Annotated in this window: 28 protein-coding genes and 1 pseudogene; 15 read left to right on the top strand and 14 right to left on the bottom strand. The window is 63.9% G+C overall.

Annotation, left to right across the window (positions count from 1 at the left end; all coding sequences use genetic code 11):
- Positions 1-122: 122 nt before the first annotated feature.
- Positions 123-1,277, bottom strand: coding sequence for a PA0069 family radical SAM protein (locus tag X743_RS161770; RefSeq protein ID WP_023764545.1), 1,155 nt, complete (start codon positions 1,275-1,277; stop codon positions 123-125).
- Positions 1,278-1,427: 150 nt separating this feature from the next.
- Here X743_RS161770 and X743_RS161775 point away from each other — a divergent pair, with 150 nt between their 5' ends.
- Positions 1,428-1,949 (top strand): glycosyltransferase, encoded by a 522-nt coding sequence (locus X743_RS161775; RefSeq protein WP_023764544.1) that lies wholly within the window; start codon positions 1,428-1,430, stop codon positions 1,947-1,949.
- 14 nt (positions 1,950-1,963) lie between these two features.
- A pseudogene (locus tag X743_RS161780) lies at positions 1,964-2,233 on the top strand (hypothetical protein); the annotation flags it as partial.
- Here the strand turns inward: X743_RS161780 and X743_RS24325 are convergent.
- The 7 genes from X743_RS24325 to X743_RS161810 form a co-directional block, all read right to left on the bottom strand.
- Complete coding sequence (locus tag X743_RS24325; RefSeq protein WP_156934396.1) at positions 2,223-2,696, bottom strand: aldehyde-activating protein; 474 nt, start codon at positions 2,694-2,696, stop codon at positions 2,223-2,225. The pseudogene X743_RS161780 and the gene X743_RS24325 overlap by 11 nt on opposite strands.
- Positions 2,697-2,799: 103 nt before the next feature.
- Positions 2,800-3,354: a molybdenum cofactor biosynthesis protein B gene (moaB, locus tag X743_RS161785; RefSeq protein WP_023764541.1), complete on the bottom strand. Its 555-nt coding sequence runs from the start codon at positions 3,352-3,354 to the stop codon at positions 2,800-2,802.
- Positions 3,341-4,240, bottom strand: coding sequence for a 4-(cytidine 5'-diphospho)-2-C-methyl-D-erythritol kinase (locus tag X743_RS161790; RefSeq protein WP_023764540.1), 900 nt, complete (start codon positions 4,238-4,240; stop codon positions 3,341-3,343). Before X743_RS161790 ends, moaB begins: the two co-directional genes overlap by 14 nt.
- Positions 4,241-4,266: 26 nt before the next feature.
- Positions 4,267-4,452, bottom strand: coding sequence for a membrane protein (locus tag X743_RS161795; protein WP_013896713.1), 186 nt, complete (start codon positions 4,450-4,452; stop codon positions 4,267-4,269).
- A 141-nt stretch (positions 4,453-4,593) separates the two neighbouring features.
- Positions 4,594-5,457, bottom strand: a complete 864-nt coding sequence (locus X743_RS161800; RefSeq protein WP_013896712.1) for a S49 family peptidase — start codon at positions 5,455-5,457, stop codon at positions 4,594-4,596.
- Positions 5,458-5,536: 79 nt separating this feature from the next.
- Entirely contained in the window at positions 5,537-6,352 is an 816-nt protein-coding gene (locus X743_RS161805; RefSeq protein ID WP_023764539.1) for a methyltransferase, read from the bottom strand.
- Entirely contained in the window at positions 6,352-6,576 is a 225-nt protein-coding gene (locus X743_RS161810; protein ID WP_013896710.1) for a DUF2007 domain-containing protein, read from the bottom strand. The genes X743_RS161805 and X743_RS161810 overlap by 1 nt, the downstream gene beginning before the upstream one ends.
- A 231-nt stretch (positions 6,577-6,807) precedes the next feature.
- Here X743_RS161810 and X743_RS161815 point away from each other — a divergent pair, with 231 nt between their 5' ends.
- From X743_RS161815 to X743_RS161835, 5 genes are all read left to right on the top strand, one after another.
- Entirely contained in the window at positions 6,808-7,824 is a 1,017-nt protein-coding gene (locus X743_RS161815; protein WP_023764538.1) for a polyprenyl synthetase family protein, read from the top strand.
- 109 nt (positions 7,825-7,933) lie between these two features.
- The gene (locus X743_RS161820; protein WP_023764537.1) at positions 7,934-8,602 is read left to right on the top strand and encodes a GntR family transcriptional regulator; all 669 of its coding nucleotides are present in this window, start codon (positions 7,934-7,936) and stop codon (positions 8,600-8,602) included.
- A 162-nt stretch (positions 8,603-8,764) separates the two neighbouring features.
- Entirely contained in the window at positions 8,765-9,358 is a 594-nt protein-coding gene (locus tag X743_RS161825) for a biotin transporter BioY (protein ID WP_023764536.1), read from the top strand.
- Positions 9,359-9,390: 32 nt separating this feature from the next.
- Positions 9,391-9,840: a DUF1284 domain-containing protein gene (locus X743_RS161830; RefSeq protein WP_023764535.1), complete on the top strand. Its 450-nt coding sequence runs from the start codon at positions 9,391-9,393 to the stop codon at positions 9,838-9,840.
- A gap of 143 nt (positions 9,841-9,983) precedes the next feature.
- Positions 9,984-11,759 carry a tetratricopeptide repeat protein gene (locus X743_RS161835; protein ID WP_023764534.1) on the top strand — a complete coding sequence of 592 codons (1,776 nt, stop codon included), beginning with the start codon at positions 9,984-9,986 and terminating at the stop codon, positions 11,757-11,759.
- A gap of 65 nt (positions 11,760-11,824) precedes the next feature.
- On the opposite strand, the gene X743_RS161840 is transcribed toward X743_RS161835, so the two are convergent.
- Positions 11,825-12,286 (bottom strand): GNAT family N-acetyltransferase, encoded by a 462-nt coding sequence (locus tag X743_RS161840; protein WP_023764533.1) that lies wholly within the window; start codon positions 12,284-12,286, stop codon positions 11,825-11,827.
- A 209-nt stretch (positions 12,287-12,495) separates the two neighbouring features.
- Here X743_RS161840 and X743_RS161845 point away from each other — a divergent pair, with 209 nt between their 5' ends.
- The gene (locus X743_RS161845) at positions 12,496-13,428 is read left to right on the top strand and encodes a glycine--tRNA ligase subunit alpha (RefSeq protein WP_031250199.1); all 933 of its coding nucleotides are present in this window, start codon (positions 12,496-12,498) and stop codon (positions 13,426-13,428) included.
- Positions 13,429-13,454: 26 nt separating this feature from the next.
- Here the strand turns inward: X743_RS161845 and X743_RS1000000172730 are convergent, their stop codons facing one another.
- Positions 13,455-13,619: a hypothetical protein gene (locus X743_RS1000000172730; RefSeq protein ID WP_023764531.1), complete on the bottom strand. Its 165-nt coding sequence runs from the start codon at positions 13,617-13,619 to the stop codon at positions 13,455-13,457.
- Between the two features lie 252 nt (positions 13,620-13,871).
- Between X743_RS1000000172730 and X743_RS0135585 the strand changes: the two genes are divergently transcribed.
- From X743_RS0135585 to X743_RS161855, 3 genes are all read left to right on the top strand, one after another.
- A complete protein-coding gene (locus tag X743_RS0135585) occupies positions 13,872-14,327 on the top strand; it encodes a DUF559 domain-containing protein (protein ID WP_023764530.1) in 456 nt (151 codons plus the stop codon).
- Between the two features lie 248 nt (positions 14,328-14,575).
- A complete protein-coding gene (gene glyS, locus X743_RS161850; protein ID WP_023764528.1) occupies positions 14,576-16,954 on the top strand; it encodes a glycine--tRNA ligase subunit beta in 2,379 nt (792 codons plus the stop codon).
- 110 nt (positions 16,955-17,064) lie between these two features.
- The gene (locus tag X743_RS161855) at positions 17,065-17,397 is read left to right on the top strand and encodes a hypothetical protein (protein ID WP_023764527.1); all 333 of its coding nucleotides are present in this window, start codon (positions 17,065-17,067) and stop codon (positions 17,395-17,397) included.
- 77 nt (positions 17,398-17,474) lie between these two features.
- Here X743_RS161855 and X743_RS161860 read toward each other — a convergent pair whose 3' ends face one another.
- Together X743_RS161860 and X743_RS161865 are read right to left on the bottom strand one after the other, a co-directional pair.
- A complete protein-coding gene (locus tag X743_RS161860) occupies positions 17,475-17,864 on the bottom strand; it encodes a hypothetical protein (protein WP_013896699.1) in 390 nt (129 codons plus the stop codon).
- Between the two features lie 149 nt (positions 17,865-18,013).
- Positions 18,014-18,451, bottom strand: a complete 438-nt coding sequence (locus tag X743_RS161865) for a hypothetical protein (RefSeq protein WP_023764526.1) — start codon at positions 18,449-18,451, stop codon at positions 18,014-18,016.
- A 171-nt stretch (positions 18,452-18,622) separates the two neighbouring features.
- Between X743_RS161865 and X743_RS161870 the strand changes: the two genes are divergently transcribed.
- The 3 genes from X743_RS161870 (at position 18,623) to X743_RS161880 (ending at position 21,788) form a co-directional block, all read left to right on the top strand.
- Positions 18,623-19,597 (top strand): L-threonylcarbamoyladenylate synthase, encoded by a 975-nt coding sequence (locus tag X743_RS161870; protein WP_023764525.1) that lies wholly within the window; start codon positions 18,623-18,625, stop codon positions 19,595-19,597.
- Positions 19,598-19,606: 9 nt separating this feature from the next.
- Positions 19,607-21,037 (top strand): FAD-binding oxidoreductase, encoded by a 1,431-nt coding sequence (locus tag X743_RS161875; protein WP_023764524.1) that lies wholly within the window; start codon positions 19,607-19,609, stop codon positions 21,035-21,037.
- A 184-nt stretch (positions 21,038-21,221) separates the two neighbouring features.
- On the top strand, positions 21,222-21,788 hold the full coding sequence (locus X743_RS161880) for a DUF6101 family protein (protein ID WP_013896695.1): 567 nt from the start codon (positions 21,222-21,224) through the stop codon (positions 21,786-21,788).
- Positions 21,789-21,993: 205 nt separating this feature from the next.
- Here the strand turns inward: X743_RS161880 and ubiA are convergent, their stop codons facing one another.
- On the bottom strand, positions 21,994-22,977 hold the full coding sequence (gene ubiA, locus X743_RS161885) for a 4-hydroxybenzoate octaprenyltransferase (RefSeq protein WP_023764523.1): 984 nt from the start codon (positions 22,975-22,977) through the stop codon (positions 21,994-21,996).
- A 68-nt stretch (positions 22,978-23,045) separates the two neighbouring features.
- The gene (locus tag X743_RS161890; protein WP_023764522.1) at positions 23,046-23,957 is read right to left on the bottom strand and encodes a LysR family transcriptional regulator; all 912 of its coding nucleotides are present in this window, start codon (positions 23,955-23,957) and stop codon (positions 23,046-23,048) included.
- An 89-nt stretch (positions 23,958-24,046) separates the two neighbouring features.
- Here X743_RS161890 and X743_RS161895 point away from each other — a divergent pair, with 89 nt between their 5' ends.
- A complete protein-coding gene (locus X743_RS161895; protein ID WP_023764521.1) occupies positions 24,047-24,868 on the top strand; it encodes a phytanoyl-CoA dioxygenase family protein in 822 nt (273 codons plus the stop codon).
- Positions 24,869-25,044 lie beyond the last annotated feature (176 nt).

The raw sequence follows: 25,044 nt of genomic DNA, 5'->3' as shown, positions 1-25,044 counted from the left end.
GAGGTTCGCATCGGTTCCGATTCTCCGCAAGTCCCTCCGGGTCGGGTGGGGCGCCGGACCGGGAGGGCACCGTCTGCTGGCCGGGGCAGGCCGGACGGGATTTCACAAGCGAAAAGGGCAGATCAAAGCAGCATCAGCTGCTCCTGGTCCTTTCCGGCTGCAACGAACTGGTCGGTTCGCAGCGTGCGCCGATCGGCATTGAGGCCGAGCCGCTTGGCGGTGATCTCGAAGCGCCGGCCTATCTGCCACGCATAGGGCCCGGCGCCCTTCATGCGCTTGCCCCATTCCGAATCGTAGTCCTTGCCGTCGCGCATCGAGCGGATCAGCGACATCACGTGGCGATAGCGGTCGGGATAGTGGCGCAGCAGCCAGTCCTTGAAGATCGGGCTGACCTCCAGCGGCAGGCGCAGCACGACATAACCCGCCTCGCGCGCGCCGGCGGCGCTCGCCGAATCGAGGATCCGTTCCATCTCCTGGTCGGTGAGGCCGGGGATGATCGGCGCCACCATGACCGAAGCCGGAATGCCGGCATCGGAAAGCTGCCTGATCGCTTCCAGCCGCTTGGTCGGCGTCGATGCGCGCGGCTCCATCGTGCGCGCCAGCATGCGGTCGAGCGTCGTTACCGACAGGGCCACCTTGGCGAGCCCCCGCTCGGCCATGCGCGACAGGATGTCGATGTCGCGGGTCACCAAAGCGGATTTGGTGACGATGCCGACCGGATGGCCGCGCGCCTCCAGTACTTCGAGGATCTCGCGCATGATCCGGTACTGCTTCTCGATCGGCTGGTAGGGATCGGTGTTGGTGCCGATGGCGATGGTGCGCGGCTGGTAGCCGTCCTTCGACAGCTCCTTGTCGAGTAGCCGCGCCGCGTCCGGCTTGGCGAACAGCTTGGATTCGAAATCCAGGCCCGGCGACAGGCCCATGAACGAATGGGTCGGCCGCGCGAAGCAATAGACGCAGCCATGTTCGCAGCCGCGATAGGGGTTGATCGAACGGTCGAAGGAAATGTCGGGCGATTCGTTGCGGGTGATGATGGTGCGCGGCTTTTCCACCTGCACCTCGGTCTTGAATGGCGGCAATTCCTCCAGCGAACTCCAGCCATCGTCGAAGACATGACGGGTGACCGGCTCGAACCTGCCGGACGGATTGATGCCCGCCGAGCGGCCACGGTTGCGATCCGGACGGATGCGCATGCCGCTCTGCTCGATCATCGCATTGGCCATCTCGGCCCGTCCTGCTCCGAAGGCTGCAATGTCGGCGCGCATGATCGGCTCCATCTTCGCCCGCTCCCAGGGACTGTCCATGTTGTGTCGAATCGCTCTGCTCATGAAATTATTCCTATTTCCTTGAGGAGAACAAAGCAAGAACTTTCTGTGGTGCGTTGCAAGAACTGGCATCGCGGCCGCCTTTCCGCTATTCGGCTGACGATGCTCAGTGTTCTCATCGAAACCCGCAATGACGAGGAGGCTCTCGCCCGCACGCTCGGCTCGCTGATTGGCGGCGCCGTCGAGGGCGTGGTGCGCGAGGTCGTCGTCTGCGATACCGGCTCCACCGACCAGACGCATCATGTCGCTGAACATGCCGGCTGCCATTATGTGGCGAGCGGCGGTGTTGCCGCCGGCATCAGGCAAGCCAAGGGCGACTGGCTGTTGCTGCTGGAGCCGGGCGCAAGGCTGGTGGATGGCTGGACCGAAGCGGTCGTCGCCCACACGGCCCGGCAAACGATGGCGGCGCGGTTCTCGCGCTCACGCGGCAGCCGTGTGCCGTTCCTGGCGCGGGTGTTTTCGGGAAATCGCGCCCTGGCCGACGGACTGGTGATCAGCAAGCGGCAGGCAGCGTCCTTGTCGAAGCACGCCGGCAGTGCCGAGGCGCTTGCACGCGGCCTGGCGACAAAGAAGCTCGACGCCGAGATCTGGGTAGCGCCGGCGAAGCGGGAATCGCGCAAGTGATTCTTTTGCAGCTGCTCTACGTCGGGGGCAGCCACAATCGCCGCGCCCTCAAGCATCAGCTGGCCCTGCTGGTCGGCCATGCCGCCAAGGAGGTCCTGGACGTCTATGGCGAGCAAAGCCCGGTGACGCTGACCGGCGAAGCTGGGCTCGGCTTCGTCGAGGACCCGTTCGGCTTGCACATGGGCACCGTGCCGGCGCACACGCCGCGGCTGATGATGGAAGTCGGCTTCGGCGTATCCGCGCCTTCGCGTCGGCGGTTTCACGGCGAACCGGTCATCCGCTGAAAGCGGACAGGATATCCACAGGCATCCAGCGTGCCTGTCGCCGGGCAATGCGGCCTTGCCTGCTCTCGGCATCATAGTCCATGGCCGCTGGCTCGCGGCTGAACCGCAGCCGGTCGTCCAGGGCATTGACGATGACGATCGCCCTTGCATCCCCGCCGTCGGTGGTGACCGCCGCGACATAGACGCCGCAGTCCCGGCAGATCAAGTAGTCGGCGGTGCGCAATCCGAACCGGTATCTGTGCAACCGGGCGTCGTCATCGACCGAGACGATCAATTGGCCATTCGGATCGGCAACGGCGCGCGAGCCATGTTTGATGCAAAACGCGCATTGGCAGGCGCGGACTTCGATTTGCGAGGGGTCGAGGTCGGTTGAAAATTGAAGGCGTATGTTGCCGCAATGGCATCCGCCGGCGTGCACAGTCATCGCTTCCGCCTCGTCGTCAACGGCAAGGGCCGCCGCCACGAAGGGTACTTCCTCCGGCATCGGGTTTGGAATGGTCTTTCGAAGGCGAGGGCAGCCTTTTGCCTGGCAAACGCGGCGCGAAACCGGCGCCTTGCCTCGGCTTTTACGGAGCCGATTTGCCGCGCCGCAGGTGCTCGTCCAGGCGCGGCATGATCTCGACGAAATTGCAGGGCATGTGCCGGTAGTCGAGCTGCGCCTTCAAGATGCCGTCCCAGGCATCCTTGCAGGCGCCGGGCGAGCCCGGCAGCACGAAGATGAAGGTGGCGTTGACGACGCCGCCGGTCGCCCGGCTCTGGATCGTCGAGGTGCCGATCTTGTCGTAGGAGATGCGGTGGAACACTTCCGAAAAGCCATCCATGCGCTTTTCGAAGATCGGTTCCAGCGCCTCCGGCGTCACGTCACGCCCGGTGAAGCCCGTCCCGCCGGTGGTGATGACGACGTCGATCGCCGCGTCCTTCGACCAGCCAAGCACCTTGTCGCGGATCTTGTCGCGGTCGTCGGTGACGATGTCGCGGGCGGCCAGGATGTGGCCGGCCTCGGTGATGCGGTCGGCCAGCGTCTGTCCGGATTTGTCGTCGGCGAGGCTGCGTGTGTCGGAAACGGTCAGCACCGCGATACGCACCGGAACGAAGGAACGGCTCTCGTCAGTTCTGGCCATCAGCGCCCTCCGATGCGATGCTGCGCGTCGCCGCGACGAACCAGTCGGGCTGGCGGCCGCGGATCTCGGCCGCCGCGCGCTTGGCGACATTGCCGGTCTCGAACAGGCCGAAGCACGTCGCGCCCGATCCGGACATGCGTGAAAAACCCGATCCAGCCTTGTCGAGCCATGAAAGCGCCCGGCCTATGGCGGGCTGTATCGCCAGCGCCGCCGGCTGGAGATCGTTGCGGGTGAGTTCCAGCCAGTTGCGCAGGCTGTGAAAATCGATGCCGCGCGGCAACGGCGGCAATGGCTCGTTGTCGCGGCGGGAAAGTGCCGAAAACACCTCGGCCGTCGAGACCGGCATGCCCGGGTTGACCAGCACCAGCCCCAGCGCCGAGACGTCCGGCACCATCGACAGCTCGTCACCAATGCCGCGCGCGACCAGCGGCCTGGCCGCCAGGCACATCGGCACATCGGCGCCAAGCGAAAGACCGATCCGCGCCAGCCCGGCGCCATCGATGTCCAGACCCCATGCCTGCGCCAGGCCGCGCAATACCGCCGCCGCGTCGCTGGATCCGCCGCCGACACCGGAGGCGACAGGCAGGTTCTTTTGAAGCTTGATGGCGACAGGCGGGGTCTTGTGCGGTCCGGCCTCTCCTCGCAGCGCATCGCGCGCCTTCAGCACCAGATTGCCGGCGTCGAGGGGAACCTCCGGCGCATAGCGCCCGGACACGGTGAAATCGTCGCTGTCGGCGAGCGCGACCTCGACCCGGTCGCCAAAACGCGTGAACACCGCCAGGCTTTCGATCAGGTGATAGCCGTCGGCGCGCGTTCCCGTGACATGCAGCGCCAGGTTGATCTTGGCGGGCGCATGCCACGTACGCGAACCGATCTCGGTGTCCACGGCGTCAGTCGTTTGCGAGATGATGCTCAGTCCTTGGCCAGCCGGTATTCGCCGGTCTTGGGATCCTTGACCAGCGTTCCCATCGCGCCGTTGGCCGCCTGCTTTTCGGTGCGCCGTACCTTGGCCGTCACGCGCTCGGCTTCGCGCACGAATGTGCGGTAGCCGAAATAGGCGGCGACGCCAACGACGGTGAAGAAAATGATCTGCGGCATGTCAAAACTCCTCCCACGCTGGGCCGGCGAAGGCGGCCGGTCGGGTCGGTTAATGCATGTCGCCCAAAAATGTGTTCGGTTTTGGCAAGACGACAGGCATGAGACTTCAAGGCACCTATGCTAGACGGTTTTATGCGGTTTTCAAAGCCCGAACCGAGCCCACAACGCGCGCTCTTCCGCCGCATCGATCACCCCGCTGGCAGCGGCAGCGGCGATATCGGGCGCGGAAAAGCCCTGGCTCGAGCCGAACAGGCCGAAGCGGCCGAGGAAGCCGCGCGGCGCGGTGATCAGCCTGAGCTGCGTCTTCGCCCCGAAGCGGGTCTTGAGCACCGTGCGCATGTCGCTGAGCGCATCGACGAGGCCAAGCTCCAGGCCCTTCTTGCCGGTCCAGAACAGGCCGGTGAACAGGTCCGGATCGTCCTTCAGCTTGGTGCCTCGCCGCTCCTTGACCAGATCGATGAAGGTCTCGTGCACCTCGAGCTGCAATGCCTTCAGCCGTTCGACGTCCTCCTTCTTTTCCGGCTTGAACGGATCGAGCACCGCCTTGTTCTGGCCGGCGGTGTGGACACGGCGCTCGACGCCGATCTTCTTCATCAGCTCCGGAAAGCCGAACGAGGCCGAGACCACGCCGATGGAACCGACGATCGAGGACGGATCGGCGAAGATTTCGTCACCGGCGACCGCGATCATGTAACCGCCCGAAGCCGCGACATCCTCGACGAAGACCAGCACTTTTTTGTTCTTTTCGGTCGCCAGGTCGCGGATGCGCTTGAAGATCAGCCGCGACTGGACCGGTGAGCCGCCAGGCGAATTGATCGAGATGGCGACAGCGGGCGCTTCGAAGGAGAACGCCTTCTCGATCAGGCCGGCAGTGGAGGCAAGCGACAGGCTCGGCCGGAACGGACCGCCGCCGGCCATGATGGTGCCGTGCAGCCGGATGACCGGAATGGTGACGACGGTGGAGCGCCAGGATTTCGGCAGCAGGCGGTTGAAAAGACGTTTCACGTGAGTGGGCTCTCCGGTCGATGGGTTGCAGGCATGTAGGGATTCCCCGGCCAACGGCAATGTGGTGGCCAGGAATAGCTCAATCTCCGAACAGCGAGGCGAGACCGTTGGTGATCATTTCGCTGCGCTCGTCGGGACCATTGCCCGATAGCACGTGAAGCATCAGCGGCGGGCGGATGGCAAGCTTTCCCCGCGCCCCGAGCGTCGCCCGCACGACGATGCGGATCGCCGCCGCGTCGGGGCGAGGATGGACAGCGAGCATCTCGGCATCGCCGAAACGGCCTGATATCGCATCGAGGATGGCACCGAGCTGCTCGGGCCGCGCAATGACCGCAAGCCCGCCACGCGGCCTGACCACCGCCGCCGCGCTTCTGATCCAGCTCTCGAACAGCCCGTCCTCCATGACATGGGCTTCCTTCCTCAGGGGGGCGGGGGTTGCCCGGTCCCGGGGGGCATTGAAAGGCGGGTTCATGATGACGAAGTCGAAATCATTGTCGGCGAGGCCGGACGCTGCCCGTACCCGGCCCGACATCGTGACATCGGCGACAAGCACCGATGCGCGATCGCTGAGATGCGCATTGCCGGGATGGGCAAGGGTGGCCGCCGCGAAGGCCGCCATTTCCGGCGCGCGCTCGACGAGCACGGCCGCCGCACCCGGGCAGCGCGACAGCACGGCGAGGCCCGCAGCTCCCGCTCCGGCACCGAAATCGGCGAGGCGTCCGCCAAAGGAGGATGGCACGGATGCCGCCAGCATCATTGCATCCATGCCGGCGCGATGGCCGCCATGCTTTGGCTGCACGAGCCAGAACCGGCCGCGATGGAAGGCGTCGACCGTGTGGGCCGGTGTGTCCGGGCCAAAGGTGTCAAGGGCAGGGGCGGCTGGGGCTGCCAACATTATTTTCCGCGTATCTCGTTGGCGATGCCGGCATCGGTCAGGATACGCCGCGCCGCGTCGGCCTTTTCGGCGTCGACCATGACGCGCCGTGGCAGGATGCCGAGCGAGCCGTCGAGCACGCTCATATTCTGGTCGGCGACGAAACAGCCGATGCCGGCATCGCGCATCAGCGATTCGACAAAGGAGATGATGACGGCGTCGTTGGTGCGGATCAGCTCTATCATCGGGCGAAACTCTCAGTTTGCGGCGCCGATGTAAACGGCCATGCGGATCCCATGGCACACTCCGGCTCGGTCACGGCCCGACCTGGTGTTGGCCGCGATCGGTATCGGTTGACAGCCTGTCATCGACGCCGCGCCAATTCGCCACTTGCCGTGGCCGTATCCGCCGCCCTAGAGTCCATACGGGACTAAGGGTGCCGTCGCACGCGTTATACCAAGACGGGAGTGATTGTCGTGGGTGTCGTTCTCAACATCGAAAATGGGAAGCGGGAACCCGCGTCCATCAAGGATCTCATCGACCTGACGGCAGCCGACATGGGCCGCGTCAACGAATTGATCCTGTCCAAGGCCGGCTCCGACGTCGAGATGATCCCGGAGGTCGCCAACCATTTGATTTCGTCCGGCGGCAAGCGGCTGAGGCCGATGCTGACGCTCGCCGCCGCCCAGATGTTCGGCTATGCCGGCGAGGGCCACGTCAAGCTCGCCACCGCGGTCGAGTTCATGCATACGGCGACGCTTCTGCACGACGACGTCGTCGACGAGAGCGGCATGCGCCGCGGCAAGAAGACGGCCCGCATGATCTGGGGCAACCAGGCGAGCGTGCTGGTCGGCGATTTCCTGCTCGGCCAGGCCTTCCGCATGATGGTCGATGTCGGCTCGCTGGAAGCCCTCGACATCCTGTCCAGCGCGGCCTCGATCATCGCCGAGGGCGAGGTCATGCAGCTTGCCGCCGCCAAGAACCTCGAAACCACCGAGGATGAGCATTTCGCCGTCATCAAGGCCAAGACCGCGGCCCTGTTTTCGGCCGCTGCCGAGGTCGGTCCCGTCATCGCCCAGGCGACCCGCAACGACCGTGCGGCCCTGCGCTCCTATGGCATGAATCTCGGTCTTGCCTTCCAGCTGATCGACGATGCGCTCGATTATGGCGGCACCAGCAAGGATCTCGGCAAGAATGTCGGCGACGATTTTCGCGAGGGCAAGGTGACCCTGCCGGTCATCCTCGCCTACCGGCGCGGCAGCAAGGCCGAACGCACCTTCTGGAAGCGCGCCATCGAGGACAATGTCGTCGATGACGCCGGCCTCGAAAAGGCGATCGGCCTGATGACCCGCCACGGCGCCATTGCCGACACGATCGGACGCGCCCGCCATTTCGGCGAGATCGCCCGTGATGCGTTGGCGCCGCTGGAAGAGACGCCGCAGAAGTCGGCGCTGATCGACGTCATCGATTTCTGCATCAGCCGGGTGAACTGAGCGTCAGTCTTTCACGGAATTCCCTCTGGCTCGTGCCGGAGGCGGAGAATCTGTGAAAGCCGTTCCCTCCGTCTCGACAAACCGCCCCGTCGCAAATTATCTATAAAACATGGCAAAGGGCACGGACGACACCATCGCGGTGCGCATCGGCAAGGCGTTGGCGGACCGCATCATCTCCGGCGCGATCGAGCCGGGGGCAAGGCTTCGGCAGGATCATATCGCCGAGGAATTCAACACCAGCCATGTTCCCGTGCGCGAGGCTTTCCGCCGCCTGGAGGCGCAAGGGCTAGCCGTCAGCGAGCCGCGCCGAGGGGTGCGCGTGGCGGCTTTCGATCTCGGCGAGGTCAAGGAAGTCGCCGAAATGCGGGCCGCCCTCGAAGTGCTGGCGCTGCGCCATGCCGCGCCGCATCTGACGTCGGCCATTCTCGATCTCGCCGAGGAAGCGACAAAGGCAGGCGACAAATCCCGCGACGTAAGGTCGTGGGAAGAAGCCAACCGTGCCTTTCACCGGCTGATCCTGGCGCCATGCGGCATGCCGCGCCTGCTCGCCACCGTCGACGACCTGCACGCCGCCAGCGCCCGTTTTCTGTTCGCGGCATGGCGCTCGGAGTGGGAGACGCGGACCGATCAGGACCACAGGGCGATATTGGCCGCCTTGCGGCAGGGAAACACCGAATCCGCCGCCGCGACGCTTGGGCGGCATGTCCAATGGATTGGCCGCAAGCCGGTCAGGACGGCCTCCGGCGCGACGCGCGAAGCTTTTGCCATCGTCGGCTAGGGCCATTCCGGTCAAACGGCCTTCCGTCCGGAAATCACGCAAAACCAAAAGCACTGAACGGTCTTTGCACAGCGAAGGCTTGCTATCCCCGAGGAAATGTGGATTCGATAATAGATCGAAAACGGAAATTATCTATAATTTCAATCGGTCGAAGGAATTCTCATGACAGACATCGCATTCGCGTCCCGCAAGCCGTCCTTCAGCCCGCTCCGGCTCCAGGATCGCTCGCTCGCATGGCAGGTTGGAGCCGTCGTGCTCGGCACGCTGTTCCTAGCGCTGTCCTCCTACATCGAAGTGCCCATGGTGCCCGTGCCGGTGACCATGCAGACCTTCGCCGTGACCCTGATCGGTGCGCTCTACGGTTGGCGGCTTGGCACGGTCACCATTGCCGCCTGGCTGGTCGAAGGCGCTGCCGGCTTCCCGGTCCTGGCCGGAGGCGCTGCCGGGCTGCAGCATTTCGTTGGGCCGACTGGCGGCTATCTCTTTGCTTTTCCGGTCACCGGCGCGCTTGTCGGCTGGCTGGCCGAACGCGGCTGGAACGGCAACAGGGTGGTGCTCGCCTTCGCCGCCATGCTGCTCGGCAACCTTGCATGTCTGGTGCTCGGAACGGCATGGCTCGCTGTCATGATCGGCACCGAACAGGCCATCACATTCGGCTTCCTGCCGTTCATCGTTGGTGGCTTGCTCAAATCGGCGCTCGGTGCCGCGACGCTCATGGCGCTTCGCGGCGGCAAGGCCAAGTCTGCCAATTCGTGACGATCGTCCAATCCGTGACGATCAGCCAATCCGTGACGATCAGACTGCGCGCCCACCATCTCCTTTGCCTGCTCACCTATGTGGGCAAAGGATACAGCTCTGCCTTCACCGCCAACTATGACGGGATCGCGGAGCGCCTGAGCCGGGGCGAGGACATCCTCCTCGAGTCCGGGCCGGACGACATCTGCGCCCCGTTGCTCGACGAACCCGAGCCGCACTGCCTGCGCGACAGCGCGTCCGCACGCGACCAACTGGCCGCGCGGGACCTTGAGGATCTGCTGGCCCGGCCGATCCACGCCGGCGCCCGTCTCGATCTCGACGCTGCCACGCTGGTACGGATGCGGCAGGCATTTTCGACCGGCCTCGTGCGCAAGGCGTGCGAAGGCTGCGAATGGAGCGCGCTGTGCAGCACCGTTGCGGCCGGCAATTATCGCGATACGCGGCTGCAGCGGTCTGCCGAGACGGAAAACTGTCCTTTCTAGCCATGGTTTGTTAATCGGGTGACCCGATTGTGAATTTCAGGCGGATTGAAGCGCGACCCCAAAAAGGACATGCTTTGCCTGGAAAGATCGAGTCTACGCCGATTCCGCTGACGCGGTGACGGCGCGTGGCTGAAAGGGATACGATGCAGCAAGGACGTGCGCGCTGGCTGACAAGGCTGGCAATTGTGACGGGCATGGCGCTCTCGGCTTTGCCGGCCTATGCCAAGCAATCCACCGAGCCGGTCAAGATCTCGTCATTCTCTGGCGCCTATCTGGCGGCCCGGATCGCCGAAGGCGACAACGACCTCGACAGCGCCATCGCCTACTACAAGCAGGCCCTGGCCTTCAATCCAAGCGACACGGCGCTGCAGCAGAGCCTGATGCTGTCGCTGATCGCGCAAGGGCGCTTCGATGAATCGCTGGTCTATGCCGACAAGCTCAAGGAAGTGCCCGACGTCGAGCGTTTCTCGCGCCTGGCGCTGGCGGTCGATTCCTTCCACAAGAAGGATTTCACCAAGGCGCAGTACTGGCTCAAGCTGTCGCTGGAATCCGATCTTGATCGGCTGATCTCGGGCGTCATGTCCGGCTGGGCCGAACAAGGTGCCGGCCAGCCCGCCGACGCAATGGCCGCGATCGACAAATTGCAGGGGCCGGACTGGTTCGGCCTGTTCAAGTCCTTCCACCGCGCGCTGATCGCCGATGCCTCCAACATGCCCGAGAAGGCCGAGGCGATCTACGCCGCGACGATGCAGGATACGGCAGCCGGCGGCGCGGCTCCCGAAACCTGGATGCGCAACGCACAGGCCTATGCCTCATTCCTGGCCCGCAAGGGCGACAAGGACAAGGCGATATCGGTACTCGATCAGGCCGAGGCGTTCTCGCCCGGCAAGCTGGAAATCGTCACCCTGCGCGAAAGGATCGCCAAGGGTGACAAGATTGCGCCCTTCGTTTCCGGCCCGGCCGACGGTGCTTCCGAAATTCTGCTCGATCTCGCCACCGCACTCAACCGTGGCGGCGGCGAGCCGTTCGTGCGCCTCTATTTGCAATATGCCCTGGCCTTGAGACCTGACAGCGACGCGGCTCTGGTGCAGCTCGCCGCCGTCGCCGAGCAGTTGAAGGACGGCGAGGGCGCCATCGCGCTCTATCGGCGCATCCCCGACTCTTCGCCGCTGAAGCAGCTTTCGGACCTGCAGCTTGGCCTCAACCTTGCCGATCTCGACCGTCATGACGAGGCGATCACGCATCTCAAGGCCTTCGTCGATGCCCATCCAAACGACATGCGCGCCTATCTGGCACTCGGCGGGGTCTATTCCTCGAAGGAGGATTTCCGCTCGGCCGCCAACATCTACGACAAGGCCGTCGACGCGCTGAAGACGCCGACCGCGGCCAACTGGAACATCTTCTACCAGCGCGGCATTGCCTATGAGCGCCTGAAGGAATGGCCGAAAGCCGAGCCTAACTTCCGCAAGGCGCTGGAGTTGCAGCCGGACCAGCCGCAGGTTCTGAACTATCTCGGCTATTCCTGGGTCGACATGAACACCAACCTCAAGGAAGGCCTGGCGATGATCCAGAAGGCCGTCGATCTGAGGCCGAGTGACGGTTACATCGTCGATTCGCTGGGCTGGGCCTATTTCCGCCTCGGCAGGTTCGATGACGCGGTGCGCGAAATGGAACGCGCCGTGTCGCTGAAGCCGGAAGATCCAGTTCTCAACGACCATTTGGGCGACGCCTACTGGCGCGTCGGCCGCAAGCTGGAAGCCACCTTCCAGTGGAACCAGGCCCGCGACCTGAAGCCGGACCCGGATGTGCTGGCCACCTTGCAGCAGAAGCTGATGAAGGGCCTGCCGCCGATCGAATCCAACACGGCGCAGGAAACCCCGAAGGTGAAGCCAGAGCCGGTTCCCGCCCCGAAAGGGTGACGTCGACCATCTTGATTGCGAGAGGGCTCCGATTTGGAGCCCTTTTTCGTTTGCAGCGACGCGTTTTAGAACAGCTTCCGGTAGACGACGAAGCCGGAGCGCTCGCCAACCTTGTCGTAGAGCTTCATCGCCGTGTGGTTGGTCTCATGCGTCAGCCAGTATACCCGACCCGAGCCGGCGGCCTGGGCGCGCTCATAAACGCCTTCGATCAGGGCCCGGCCGATGCCTTTTCCCCGCGAGGCCTCCGTGGTGAAAAGATCCTGCAGATAGCAGTTCGGTGCGATCGCGGTGGTGCTGCGGTGGAACAGATAATGCACGAGGCCGAGAAGCTGCCCGTCACTTTCGGCAACCAGCGCATGGACGGGCTCATAGGCATCGAAGAAGCGCGACCACGTCATAGCTGTGATTTCGCCTGACAGCGCTGTCTCACCCGCGCGGCCATAGAATGCGTTGTAGCCGTCCCAAAGCGGCAGCCATTGTTCGTAGTCCTGTCGCGTGATCGGGCGGACTATGATGGAACTGGGCATGGCTGGCACCTGTCGTTCATGTAAGGGGGCGAACAGATCGCAGGTTCTTGAGGCCGACAATGGGCCAGCACCCGGCAAAGCTTTCAACATCGCGCGGTACGTCCAAGGCTGCCCAGCCTCGATGCGCCTTGCTTGACGCTTCGCCGCCGTGTCTCTAGGACGTGGCGCTAAGCTAGCCTTTGCTGTCGAGGCCACCCGTGACGATTGAAATGCCTGCCCATATGCATCCCAGCCGCTCTTTCCAGGGGCTGATCCTGACCTTGCACAATTACTGGGCGGCCTATGGCTGCGTCATCCTCCAGCCATACGACATGGAGGTTGGCGCCGGTACGTTTCACCCGGCAACGACGCTGCGCGCGCTCGGCCCCCGGGGCTGGAATGCCGCCTATGTCCAGCCCTCGCGCCGCCCCAAGGATGGCCGCTACGGCGAGAACCCGAACCGGCTGCAGCATTATTACCAGTACCAGGTGATCCTGAAGCCGAACCCGCCGAACCTGCAGGAACTCTACCTCGGCTCGCTCGCCGCGATCGGCGTCGACCCGTTGCTGCATGACATCCGCTTCGTCGAGGACGACTGGGAAAGCCCGACGCTGGGTGCCTGGGGGCTTGGCTGGGAATGCTGGTGCGATGGCATGGAGGTCTCGCAGTTCACCTATTTCCAGCAGGTCTGCGGCATCGAATGCGCGCCGGTGGCGGGCGAACTGACCTACGGGCTGGAACGGCTGGCCATGTATGTGCAGGGCGTCGACAACATCTATGACCTCAATTTCAACGGCCGTGAAGGCGCCGAAAAGGTAACCTATGGCGACGTCTTCCTGCAGGCCGAGCAGGAATATTCGCGTTACAATTTCGAATACGCCAACACGGCGATGCTGCTCAGGCATTTCGAGGACGCCGAGGCCGAGTGCAAGGCCCTGCTCGACGCCGGTGCGCCGGCATCGAACGACAATTTGCCGATGCACAGGATGGTCTTCCCCGCCTACGACCAGTGCATCAAGGCCAGCCATGTCTTCAACCTGCTCGACGCGCGCGGCGTAATCTCCGTCACCGAGCGGCAGAGCTATATCCTGCGCGTGCGCAATCTGGCCAAGGCCTGCGGCGAGGCGTTTTTGAAGACGCAGGCGGGTGGATTGGCGGCTTAAAGAAAATTCCGGGAACCGCTCTGGTTTCAGACGCCTGTCATCATTTCGATCGGCGACAGGATCTGGCTGCTGGCGCCAGCCATAGTCCGCAGCGCCTGCCGCACACCTGGCATCGAGAAGGCGCCGTGGGCCTGCGCGGTGAAGCAGGCGCTGAGCGCGAGGATCTGCAGAAGTCTGGATGCCGTTTTCATGGTCGTTCAGCCAATAGTTTCCTGCCTGAGCGTAGGTCGCTTCAGCGCTGCGTTCGGTTCATGGAAATCTTTGACCCAAGGACGAGTGGGGCCGCCTCGTCCCGACAGGACTGCTAAAATTTCCGGAAATCAGCCGAAGTCAGCGATAGCCGTGTTGAAAGGGTGACAGCAGGCAGCCGAGTTGCTATGCCCTTCCACCTCCCCTTGATGGGGGAGGTCGCCGCGAAGCGGCGGGNGATAGCGCGATTTCTCATGCCGAAGCTCGATCGGTTCAAGCTGCAGTCCGCTCAACGGCTTCGCGCGGCAATGACCGACGAGGAGCGCATCTTGTGGCGGCATCTCTGGCGCATTCCAGTTGAAGGCACTCATTTCCGCAGGCAGGCGTCGGTCGGGATTTACTTCCCCGACTTCATCTCACACCGGCTGAAACTGATCATCGAGGTGGATGGTGCTCACCACAGTTTCGACGGCCAACAGCGCCACGACGAACGTCGAACAAAATGGTTCGAGAGCCAGGGTTATCGCGTCGTCCGCTTCTGGAACCATGAAATCAAAAACGAACTGGATTCCGTGCTCGATACGATCTATGCGGCGGTGGAAGAACGAAAATCACCTTGGCCCGCGAGACGCCGAAGGCGCTCGATCCTGAGATGCCGCCACCCCACCCCGGCGCTGACGCGCCGACCCTCCCCATCGAGGGGAGGGTGAGGAGCCACCAATGCCCGACCCGCTTCTAGAACTTCGCTCCGAGGAAATCCCCGCCCAGCCGTGCGCCCGCAGCGCCGGAGGCGCGAGGACGCGCAAAGAAGAAAATGGCATGCGGGCGGAGAAACTCTGATGCCGGATCTTTTGCTCGAACTTCGTTCCGAGGAAATCCCCGCCCAGCCGCGCGCCCGCAGCGCCGGAGGCGCGAGGACGCGCAAACAGGAAAATGGCATGCGGGCGGAGAAACTCTGATGCCGGATCTTTTGCTCGAACTTCGCTCCGAGGAAATCCCCGCGCGCATGCAGCGCAAGGCGGCGGGTGATCTGAGGAAAATGCTGACCGACGGTCTGGTCGAAGCGGGTCTGACCTACGAGGCGGCGCGCGAGTACTGGACGCCGCGGCGGCTGACGCTCGATATCAGAGGGCTGACGGCGCGTTCGAAGGATATAAGCGAAGAGATCAAGGGTCCGTCCACGACGGCGCCGGAGCAGGCGGTCCAGGGTTTCCTGCGCAAGGCCGGGCTGTCTTCGATCGCCGAGGCGCATGTCCATTCCGACCCGAAGAAGGGCGACTTCTATGTCGCCCATATCTCAAAGCCAGGCAGGGCGGCCGAACAGATCATCGCCGACCTGGTGCCCGGTATCATCCGCAATTTTCCCTGGCCGAAATCGATGCGCTGGGGGCCGGCCTCCGCGAAACCGGGCTCATTGCGTTGGGTGCGGCCGCTGCAATCGATCCTGTGCACCTTCGGACCGGAAACCGAGGAGCCGGTGGTGGTCGATTTCGAGATCGACGGCATCCGCTCCGGCAACGGCACCTACGGTCACCGTTTTCTCGCACCCGGCGAAATCACCGTGCGTCGCTTCGACGACTATGTGAGCAAGCTGGAGGCGGCGAAGGTCGTGCTCGACGCCGATCGCCGCAAGGAGATCATTCTCGCCGATGCCCGCAACCTCGCTTTCGCCAACGGGCTCGACCTGGTCGAAGACGAGGGCTTGCTGGAGGAGGTGTCGGGGCTGGTCGAATGGCCGGTCGTGCTGATGGGCGAGTTCGAAGAGGCGTTCCTCGCCATCCCGGCCGAAGTCATCCGGCTGACCATCCGCGCCAACCAGAAGTGCTTCGTCACGCGCCCGCAAGGCGAGGGCGAAACACTTTCCAACCGCTTCATCCTCACCTCCAACATCGAGGCCACGGACGGCGGCAAGGAGATCGCCCACGGCAACGGCAAGGTGGTGCGCGCGCGCCTCTCCGACGCCCTCTATTTCTGGACGACCGACCAGGGCGATCTGCCTGATCTTGGCCAGCTCGAGACATCGGCGGAAAAATTCGGGCTCGATCTGAAAAAGCCGCTTGACCAGCGCATGGCCCGCCTCGACCATCTCGATGTGACGTTCCACGCCAAGCTCGGCACGCAGGGCGAGCGCGTGGAGCGGATCAAGGGATTGGCCAGGGAATTGGCGCCGATCGTCGGCGCTGACCCCGCGCTGGCGAGCCGCGCCGCCATTCTCGCAAAGGCAGATCTGACCACCGAAGTCGTCGGCGAGTTCCCCGAACTCCAGGGCGCCATGGGCCGCAAATATGCGCTGCTCCAGGGCGAACATCCGTCCGTGGCAGCGGCCATCGAGGAACATTACAAGCCGCAGGGCCCGTCCGATTATGTGCCGAGCGATCCGGTGTCGGTCGCTGTGGCACTTGCCGACAAGCTGGATACGCTCGTCGGCTTCTGGGCCATCGACGAAAAGCCGACAGGATCGAAGGATCCGTATGCGCTGCGTCGAGCGGCGCTGGGCATGGTGAGGGTCATACTGGAAAACAAGCTCAAGCTTTCGCTGGGCATCGCCATCGCGGCCGCAGTCTCTTCGGCCCTCGCCGTATATGAACAAAAAGGCGAGGGAACGGAGAGCCGTGGCGTCGTCGCGATGCTCGATTCCAGCATTCGCGACTACAAGGGCGCAAGCCAGCTGTTGTCGGAAGCAGGCTTGATTTCCAACCTGTTGAAAGGTGGACTGGCCAAGGCAAGTTCGGAAACTTTTGGCTCCGCCGATCAGGAGCGGGAGTTCTTTGACGGCCAGCGTCTGATGGAGCTTGAAGCCTCGCTGTCGCCATTGATCGCCGATCTTTTGTCCTTCTTCCACGACCGCCTCAAGGTCTACCTCCGCGACCAGGGTGCACGCCACGATCTGATCGACGCCGTCATCACGCGGCGGTCCGACGACCTCCTGCAGATCGTACGCAGGGTCGAGGCGCTGGGCTCCTTCCTCGATACCGAGGACGGCAGAAATCTGCTCGCCGGCACCAAGCGTGCGGCCAACATCCTGGCTGCCGAGGAGAAGAAGAAAACCGCGATCGCGCAAACCGTTGAGCCGGCCTTGTTCCGGCAGGATGCCGAGAAATCGCTGTTTGCGGCGGTGAATCAGGCCGAGAAGCAAGCCGGCGAAGCGATTCAAAACGAAGACTTTTCCGCCGCCATGCTGGCGCTTAGCGCGTTGCGTGAACCGGTTGATTCATTCTTCGAGCATGTTCTCGTGAATGATGAGGATCTGGCCGTGCGCGCCAATCGCCTGGCGCTGCTGGCTCGCATCCGTGCGGCCACCGGTCAGGTCGCGGATTTCGCGAAAATCGCTGGTTGATCGGCTCCGAAAAATATCTTCCAACCCGCCGTTCGAGCCGGCTTATAGTCATATGGCGATGATCTCTCCGTGGCAAACGGGACGTGTTCCCCAACCCCACGGAGGCTTCCATGAATTCCGATCACGAAATCGAAGTGGCAGAAGAAACCCCGGCCGCCGCCGAGGCGATTGATTCCGCTTTCGAAACCGCCCTCGACCATGCCGCCGCCGCCACGGTCGAAGCCGCCGATCACTCTGACGATGAGGACGGCGACGACGAAGGCGAAGCGGCTGATGACGCTGAAGCCGCCAAGCTCTCGGGCGACGATGAAGACGAAGAGGAAGATGAGGACGAAGACGACGCCGATGACAGCGTGAAGGCCAAAGGCGACGACGCCGAGGACGAATCAGAATCCGAAGACGGCGAGTCCGAAGAAGACGACGGCAAGGAAGAAGCGGCCTGAGATTTCAATCCGGTCCTATCGAGAAGAAAGGGCGGCGCATTAGCGTCGCCCTTTCTTTTTCCGGGATGCTGATGCAGTCAGTCTTCCAGGATGCTGACGCGTACGCTGTTTTCGTAGACGTCGACCTGGATCAGCGGCTCGCCATTGACGATGGCCCGCCTGGTCGAGGAACTCATTGCGCCGGGGCGCTCCAGCATGCGCTGCAGATCGGCGCGCTGGTCGTTGGTCCTGAACCAGCCATCAGCCTCGTCGTCGCGGTCGCGGCGATGGAACTTGTGCCAGTTGGCGCGATCCTGCCGCACCATCTGTGCCGCGCCGTCCAGCGCATAGCCATCGCTCGCCTGGTGGTCGCGGTCGGAGATACGCGCGACATAGGACCCCAGCATGTCATCGGCTTGCGCTGCATTGGCGCCGAGCAGCGACGCCAGCAGAAGCCCGGCCATGGTGACGGTTTTGGATTTTCTCATGATCAACCCCCTTTGAATGAATCCCGCGCCGCTTGACTAAATTCATGCGGCAGCGTCGACCGGCGAAATATGCCAGGACGAATTCGCGCGGCGATGGTGCGCAGGGCGCCGGCGCGCCGTCAAGCTGCCGGTTGACTGGCGGGCGGCCGCTACTTGACCTTGCCTACCCCGGGGGCGGGCATCGATGCGGCTGCAGGCGCGGCGGGTTTCTTTTGCGTGTCCGGCGCGGGCGCGGCAGAGGCGGTCGCGCTTGCAGGCGCAGCAGCAGGTGCGGTGGCCGCGGCCGGCGTCGTTGCTTGCACCGGTGCCGAGAAGGCGTCGCCGACGACGCCGCCACGAATGATCATCGGGTTCCGCATGAAACCATGCCGGGCTTCAGGCGCGTTCGGGATCGCGGCCACCTTTTCATAGGTGACGTCTGGCTCGCCGAGCGCAACCACGGACACCATGTCGCTCGCCTTGGCATCGGCTGCCATCATGATGACGGAGGGCGTCGAGGCCGGCGCGCCGGGAAAAACCAGCGAAGAGGCCTGAGCCCCGCATGTCAAAGCCGCCAGGGTGATCCCCAGTACGATACGCACAGACACTGATATCGCTCCCCTTTTGCCCTCGCCGCGATGATAGCGGACCGGAATTGATACCGGCTTTCGCGGAAACATAGCATTTTAGGGATTGATAAATTGCCAAGGCCGTTCTCGGCCCGGCTTGCTCAACAGCCGCCATCGTACTACGCAGCCGGCATCTGCGAGGTGACGAGAGTGGCTGAGATAATTGGCGCCGGCGAGGCGTTGGAGCGGGCGCTGGCACTGCTCCAGGGCGGCGATGTCGTCGCCATCCCCACGGAAACGGTCTACGGGCTTGCCGGCGATGCCACCAACGGCATCGGCGTGGCGCGCATCTTCGAGGCCAAGGGGCGGCCGCGTTTCAATCCGCTGATCGCCCATGTCGCCGACATGGCGATGGCCGAACGCACCGCCCTGTTCGATCCGCTGTCGAAGAAACTGGCGATTGCGTTCTGGCCGGGCCCGCTGACCCTGGTGTTGCCGCAGCGGCCCGGCAACGGCATTCATCCGCTGGTGACGGCCGGGCTCGATACGATCGCCCTGCGCATGCCTAGGGGCTTTGGCGGAGATCTCATCGCCCGTCTCGGCCGGCCGCTTGCCGCACCCAGCGCCAACTCGTCCGGCAAGATCAGCGCGACGACGGCGCAAGCGGTGGCGGCCGATCTCGGCGCACGCATCAGGCTGGTGGTCGACGGCGGCGCGACGCCGGTCGGGCTGGAATCGACCATCGTCAAGGCCGAGGCGGGACGATTGCGGCTGCTCCGGCCCGGCGGCATTGCCGCCGAGGACATCGAGGCGGCCGTCGGCATGGAACTGTTGCGCGGTGGCGGCGCCGGCGTCGAAGCGCCCGGCATGCTAGCCTCGCACTATGCGCCAGGGGCCGCGGTGCGGCTCAATGCCGGCACCGTCGCCGAGGGCGAAGCCCTGCTCGCCTTCGCCAACCGGCGGGCCCAAGGCTGGCAACGCGCCACCGCCTTCCTCAATTTGTCCGAAACGGGCGACCTGCGCGAAGCGGCGAGCAATCTCTTCGCCTACATGCAGGATCTCGACCGCAGCGGCGCGCGGACCATCGCCGTCGAGCCGATACCCTTCGATGGGCTGGGCGAAGCCATCAACGATCGGCTTTCACGCGCCGCCGCCCCTCGTGACAACACTCAGCCCACGACATAGTTTTCCCACATGACCGAAATTTCACAGACACTCGATCCCGCTCTCATCGATCGCTTCGTGGCGATCGTCGGCGATAAATATGCGCTGCGCGACCCGCAGGACATCGCGCCTTTCCTCGTCGAACGGCGCGGGCTCTGGCATGGCGCGACGTCACTGGTGCTGCGGCCGGGCAGCGTCGACGAAGTCTGCCGGATCATGCGGCTGGCGACAGAGACGGGAACGCCGGTCGTGCCGCAGAGCGGCAACACCGGGCTTGTCGGCGCCCAGGTCCCGGACAGGTCCGGCCGCGAGATCATCCTGTCGCTGTCGCGGCTGAACCGCATTCGCGAGATCGACCTCCTGTCCAATACGGTGACGGTCGAGGCCGGCGTCATCCTTCAGACGCTGCAGGAAGCGGCCGATGCCGCCGGCCGGCTGTTTCCGCTGTCGCTGGCCGCGCAAGGCTCCTGCCAGCTCGGCGGCAATCTCTCGTCCAATGCCGGCGGCACCGGGGTGCTTGCCTACGGCAATGCGCGCGAACTCTGTCTCGGCGTCGAAGTGGTGCTGCCGACCGGCGAGGTGTTCGACGATCTGCGCAAGCTGAAGAAGGACAACACCGGCTACGATTTGAAGGACCTGTTCGTCGGCGCCGAAGGCACGCTCGGTGTCATTACCGCCGCCGTGCTCAAGCTGTTCCCGAAGCCGAAGGGGCGCGAAGTGGCCTTTGCCGGCCTGTCGTCGCCAGAGGCCGCGCTCTCCCTGTTCGGCTTGGCCATGGACCGCGCCGGCGCTTCGCTCACCGCCTTCGAACTGATCGGCAAACGGCCGTACGACTTCACTTTGAAGCATGCACAAGGCGTGACCCGGCCGCTGGCCGAGGACTGGCCCTGGTATGTGCTGATGCAGGTGTCCTCGGGCCGTTCGGAAGAGGACGGCAAGGAGCTTGTCGAGGAGGTGCTGTCGGCCGCTCTGGAACAGGGCATCGTCGGCGACGCGGTGATCGCGGCAAGCCTCGCCCAGGCCGATGCCTTCTGGAATTTCCGCGAGGTACTGCCCGAGAGCCAGAAGCCCGAAGGAGCCTCGATCAAGCACGACATTTCCGTGCCGATATCTTCGATCCCCGAATTCATCGGCAAAGCCGCCGGTGCTGTCGCTTCAGTCAGCCCCGCCGCGCGGGTGGTCTGTTTCGGCCACATGGGCGACGGCAATTTGCACTACAACATCTCGCGGCCGGAGAGCGCCGACGACGAGGCCTTCCTCGGCCTCTACCACGCCATGAACAAGGCCGTGCACGATGTCGTCCGCTCCTTCCATGGCTCGATCTCGGCCGAGCACGGCATCGGCCAGTTGAAGCGCGACGAACTGATCGCCACCGCGCCGCCGATGGCGATCGATCTGATGCGCCGGGTGAAGGCTGCCTTCGATCCGGCCGGCATCATGAATCCGGGTAAGGTTATCTGATCCTTTCTACATCTTCCGGCTGGTGGCATTCCGATAACCATCCCTGAGATCAGCAAAATTTAACCGACTTTCTTAAGCGCGGCGGTAAGGAGCCAGCGCTAATGTTTCCCCATAACGAGGCCGGGAAAACTGGCCCGGAGAGAACCGGACACCGGCTCTCAGGAGACAGACAGGAAGGCACTCTATGAACACCGGACTTAAGCCAGTCTGGGCGGGACGCAACATGCGCCTCGACCCATTCCGACTGCCCCAGATGGTTAGCTACGCCACGCGCGACGATTATGGCGACGTGACGTTCACCATCGACCATCGCGGCGCCGTGATCCGCCGCCTGCTCGAGATGAGCGGCGTGCCGGCGATCATCGCTCTCCCCGCCAATGCGTTCCGCGGCGTTGCCGCCCGCGCAATGGAGGATCCGGACGGCAATGTCACGGTGACCCTGGAACTCCTGCACAACGATCCGATGCTCTCGGTGCCGCTGCTGGTGGCCGACGATCTTGAAGATGTCGCCGCCGACTGGCGCGCCTGGGCCGACGCCTACCGCCTGCCGATGCTGTTGATCGAATCGGACGGCATCGCCCGCACCTTGGAAGAATCGCTCGGCGCCGCCATCAAGACGCTGCCGCCGCAGGATCGCCGCAAGGGCCGCGTTTCGACCATGCGCCGTCCGCGCTTCCTCGCCCGCCGCCGGGCCGGCGACCTCGGTCTCAGGCTGGTCATCGACGGCCAGGAGATCATTTCAAGGGATTAGCTTCTTCTCCCCGTCACTATACGGGGAGAAGTGCCCGGCAGGGCGATGAGGGGCAGCGCTGACCAAAGTGTTTGGCTACCACCTCAAGACTTGGTTGAGTGTGCGTTGTGTCGCGCTGAACCTCTCGCCTCGCCTTCAAGGTTGGCGCTGCCCCTCATCCGGCTGCCGCCACCTTCTCCCCGTATAGTGACGGGGAGAAGGAAGACTACACCAGCGGCTTCAGCGCCACCCATAGCGCGCCGCCGATCAAGCCGAGGAAGATCAGCCAGCCGACCTGGTTGTTCGAGCGGAACAGCCGCAGGCATTGGTCGGGATTGTCGATGTCCAGAACCGTGATCTGCCGGGCCATGTGCGCGCCGGCGGCGATCAATCCGGCCAACGCCACCACCGGAGCCTGCGCCGACGCGAAGGCGATGGCGAAGCAGATCAGCGTGCCGCCATAAAGTCCTGCCAACCACGCCTTGGTGTTGTCGCCGAACAGCCGTGCCGTCGAGCGCACGCCGACAATGGCGTCGTCTTCCTTGTCCTGATGCGCATAGATCGTGTCGTAGCCGATCACCCACAGGATCGAGCCGATATAAAGCATGATGGCGGGGCCATCGAGATCGCCGAACTCGACCGCCCATCCCATCAGCGCGCCCCAGGAAAAGGCAAGGCCGAGAAACAGTTGCGGCCAATTGGTTATCCGCTTCATGAATGGATAGACGGCAACGATCGCCAGCGAACAGACGCCGAGCAGAATGGCGAAGCTGTTGAACTGTACGAGCACCGCGAGGCCGGCCAGGGCTTGCAGGACGAGAAACAGCCAGGCGCGCCGACGCGTCGTCTGGCCCGAGGGCAGCGGACGCGAGCGCGTGCGTTCGACCTGGTTGTCGATGCCCTCGTCGACAAGGTCGTTGTAGGTGCAGCCCGCGCCGCGCATGGCGACGGCGCCGATGAGGAACAACATGAGATACAAGGGTGCCGGCAGCAGCGAGAGCAGCGGGTCGCCGGGGCGCGGATAGGCGCTCGCCGCAAGCGCCGCCGACCACCAGCATGGCCATAAAAGCAATTGCCAGCCGATCGGCCTGTCCCATCTCGCAAGCTGCGCATAGGGCCAAATCGAGCGCGGCAGCACGCGGTAGACCCAATGGCCGTTCGGCGCATCCGCGACACGGCCCTGGGCCACTTTCGACTGGATAGGTTCCATGCGCATGGAGTGGCAGCAGCCGCGGAAACCGTCAAGCGGCAAGCAGTCGGTCGGCGACCGCCAATCCGTCAGGCGGCGAAGATGTCGCGCGTGGAGAACCATGCCTTCGCCACATCGACGAATGCCAGCGCTGCGTTCGATACCCGCTGCTGCGTGTCATAGGTGAGAATGATGCGCTGCATGGGCAGCGGATCCGACAATGGCCTGCAGACGAGAGGCAGCCCGTCATAGCTGCGGTCGCCATGCGGGCGGGTGTAGCTGACCGCGACCCCGAAGCCGTTCGCCACCATGCTGCGCTGGAGTTCGAACGAACTTGTCGCCCTGTCGGCCACCGGCGAGAGACTCCGGCCGCGGAACAGATCGAGCATGTGCTGCCAGCTGTGCGGCTGATCCGTCGTGATCAGCGGGTAGGCGGCGAGGTCCGCCAGGCTGACCGATGGTTGGTCCGCCAGGGCATGGCCCGACGGCAACAGCGCGTGCGGGCGAAGTTCGTGCAGCAGGATGCGGGCGAAATGGGTCGGCAGGCTCAGATCATAGGTGAGACCGAGATCGATGGCAGCGTCGCCGAGCCGCCGCCCCAGCGTCTCGAAGGTCTCGTCGCGAACGACGATTTTCACCGCCGGATGGCGTTCGGAAAAAGCACGGATCAGCGCAGGTGCGAAGAACGGCGCCAGATCCTCGAAACATCCAAGCACCAACTCTCCGCCGACGGCCGAGTTGTCGGCACCCAGGCTCATAAGTTCGTCCGTCTCGGCAAGGACCTGTTTTGCCTTCACCGCCACGGTGCGGCCGAAGGAAGTCAGCGAAACGCCGCTTCCGCGCTGGCGCACGAACAGTTTCTGCCCGAAATCCTTTTCGACGGCGTCGATCGCCACCGAAATCGACGGCTGCGAAATGTTCAGCGCTTTGGCTGCGGCGGTGACACTGCCGTGGCGGGCGACGGCGACCAGATAGCGCAATTGCGTCAGGGTAAGGCTCATAGTTCAGGCCTATGTGTCAAATGAGAAGTTATTATTTTACTGAATGAAGGAGGGCTGCGATAGTCGTCTCGATCCTGAAAGGAGGACCCATGGCTTCCCAGACTGCCGCCCGCCCAATCGACACCGATCTGATCGATGCGGAGACGATTGCCGATTATCAGCGCGATGGCGCGGTTTGCATCCGCGGCGCCTTCAAGGGCTGGGTCGATACGATCGCCGCCGGCATCGAGCGCAACATGCGGAACCGCAGCGCCACCGCGTCTGATATCGCCAATGGTCGCGGCAGTTTCTTCGACGATTATTGCAACTGGGAACGCATCCCCGAATTCGTCGAGGTGGTGCGGGAATCGCCGGCCGCCCAACTGGCGGCGGCGGTCATGCAATCGCGCACCGCGCAATTCTTCCATGACCATGTTCTGGTCAAGGAACCCGGCACGCAGAAGCCGACGCCCTGGCATCAGGACATCCCCTACTACTTCGTCGATGGCCAGCAGACGGTCAGCTTCTGGATCCCCATCGACCCGGTGAAGGAGGCGACGCTGCGCCTGATCGCCGGCTCGCACAAATGGGACAAGATGATCCTGCCGGTGCGCTGGCTCGACGACAGCAATTTCTACGCCGGCGAGGGCGACTACCTGCCGGTGCCCGATCCCGACAAGGATCCGTCGATGAAGGTGCTCGAATGGGAGATGGAGCCGGGCGATGCCATCCTGTTCGACTTCCGGACCGCGCATGGCGCGCGCGGCAACCTGACCGCGGCACGGCGCCGGGCGCTCTCCCTGCGCTGGGTCGGTGACGATGCCCATTATGTCGAGCGGCCGGGCCGCACCTCGCCGCCCTATCACGGCCATGGCATGCAGCCAGGCCAGAAATTGCGCGAAGACTGGTTTCCGGTCGTTTTCCCGGGCTGAGCGGGTGCCAGAAAATCGGCGGCGACACCCGCCACCGATTTTCGGCAGGGGATAACGTTCCCGTGCGCAATTCCGGTCAAAACATCTTGATGCCTTGACCCGTCGCCCAGAGAGCAATAGCGGGTGCTCCAAGAGACTATTTCGAAATTCGCTCTGGCGAGTCATATATGGTGGTG

Origin of the sequence: Mesorhizobium sp. LNHC232B00, assembly GCF_000502435.1 — a bacterium.
Taxonomy (GTDB): domain Bacteria; phylum Pseudomonadota; class Alphaproteobacteria; order Rhizobiales; family Rhizobiaceae; genus Mesorhizobium; species Mesorhizobium opportunistum.
The sequence above is the reverse complement of the archived record's forward strand: the minus strand, read 5'-3'. Positions and strand labels throughout refer to the sequence as shown.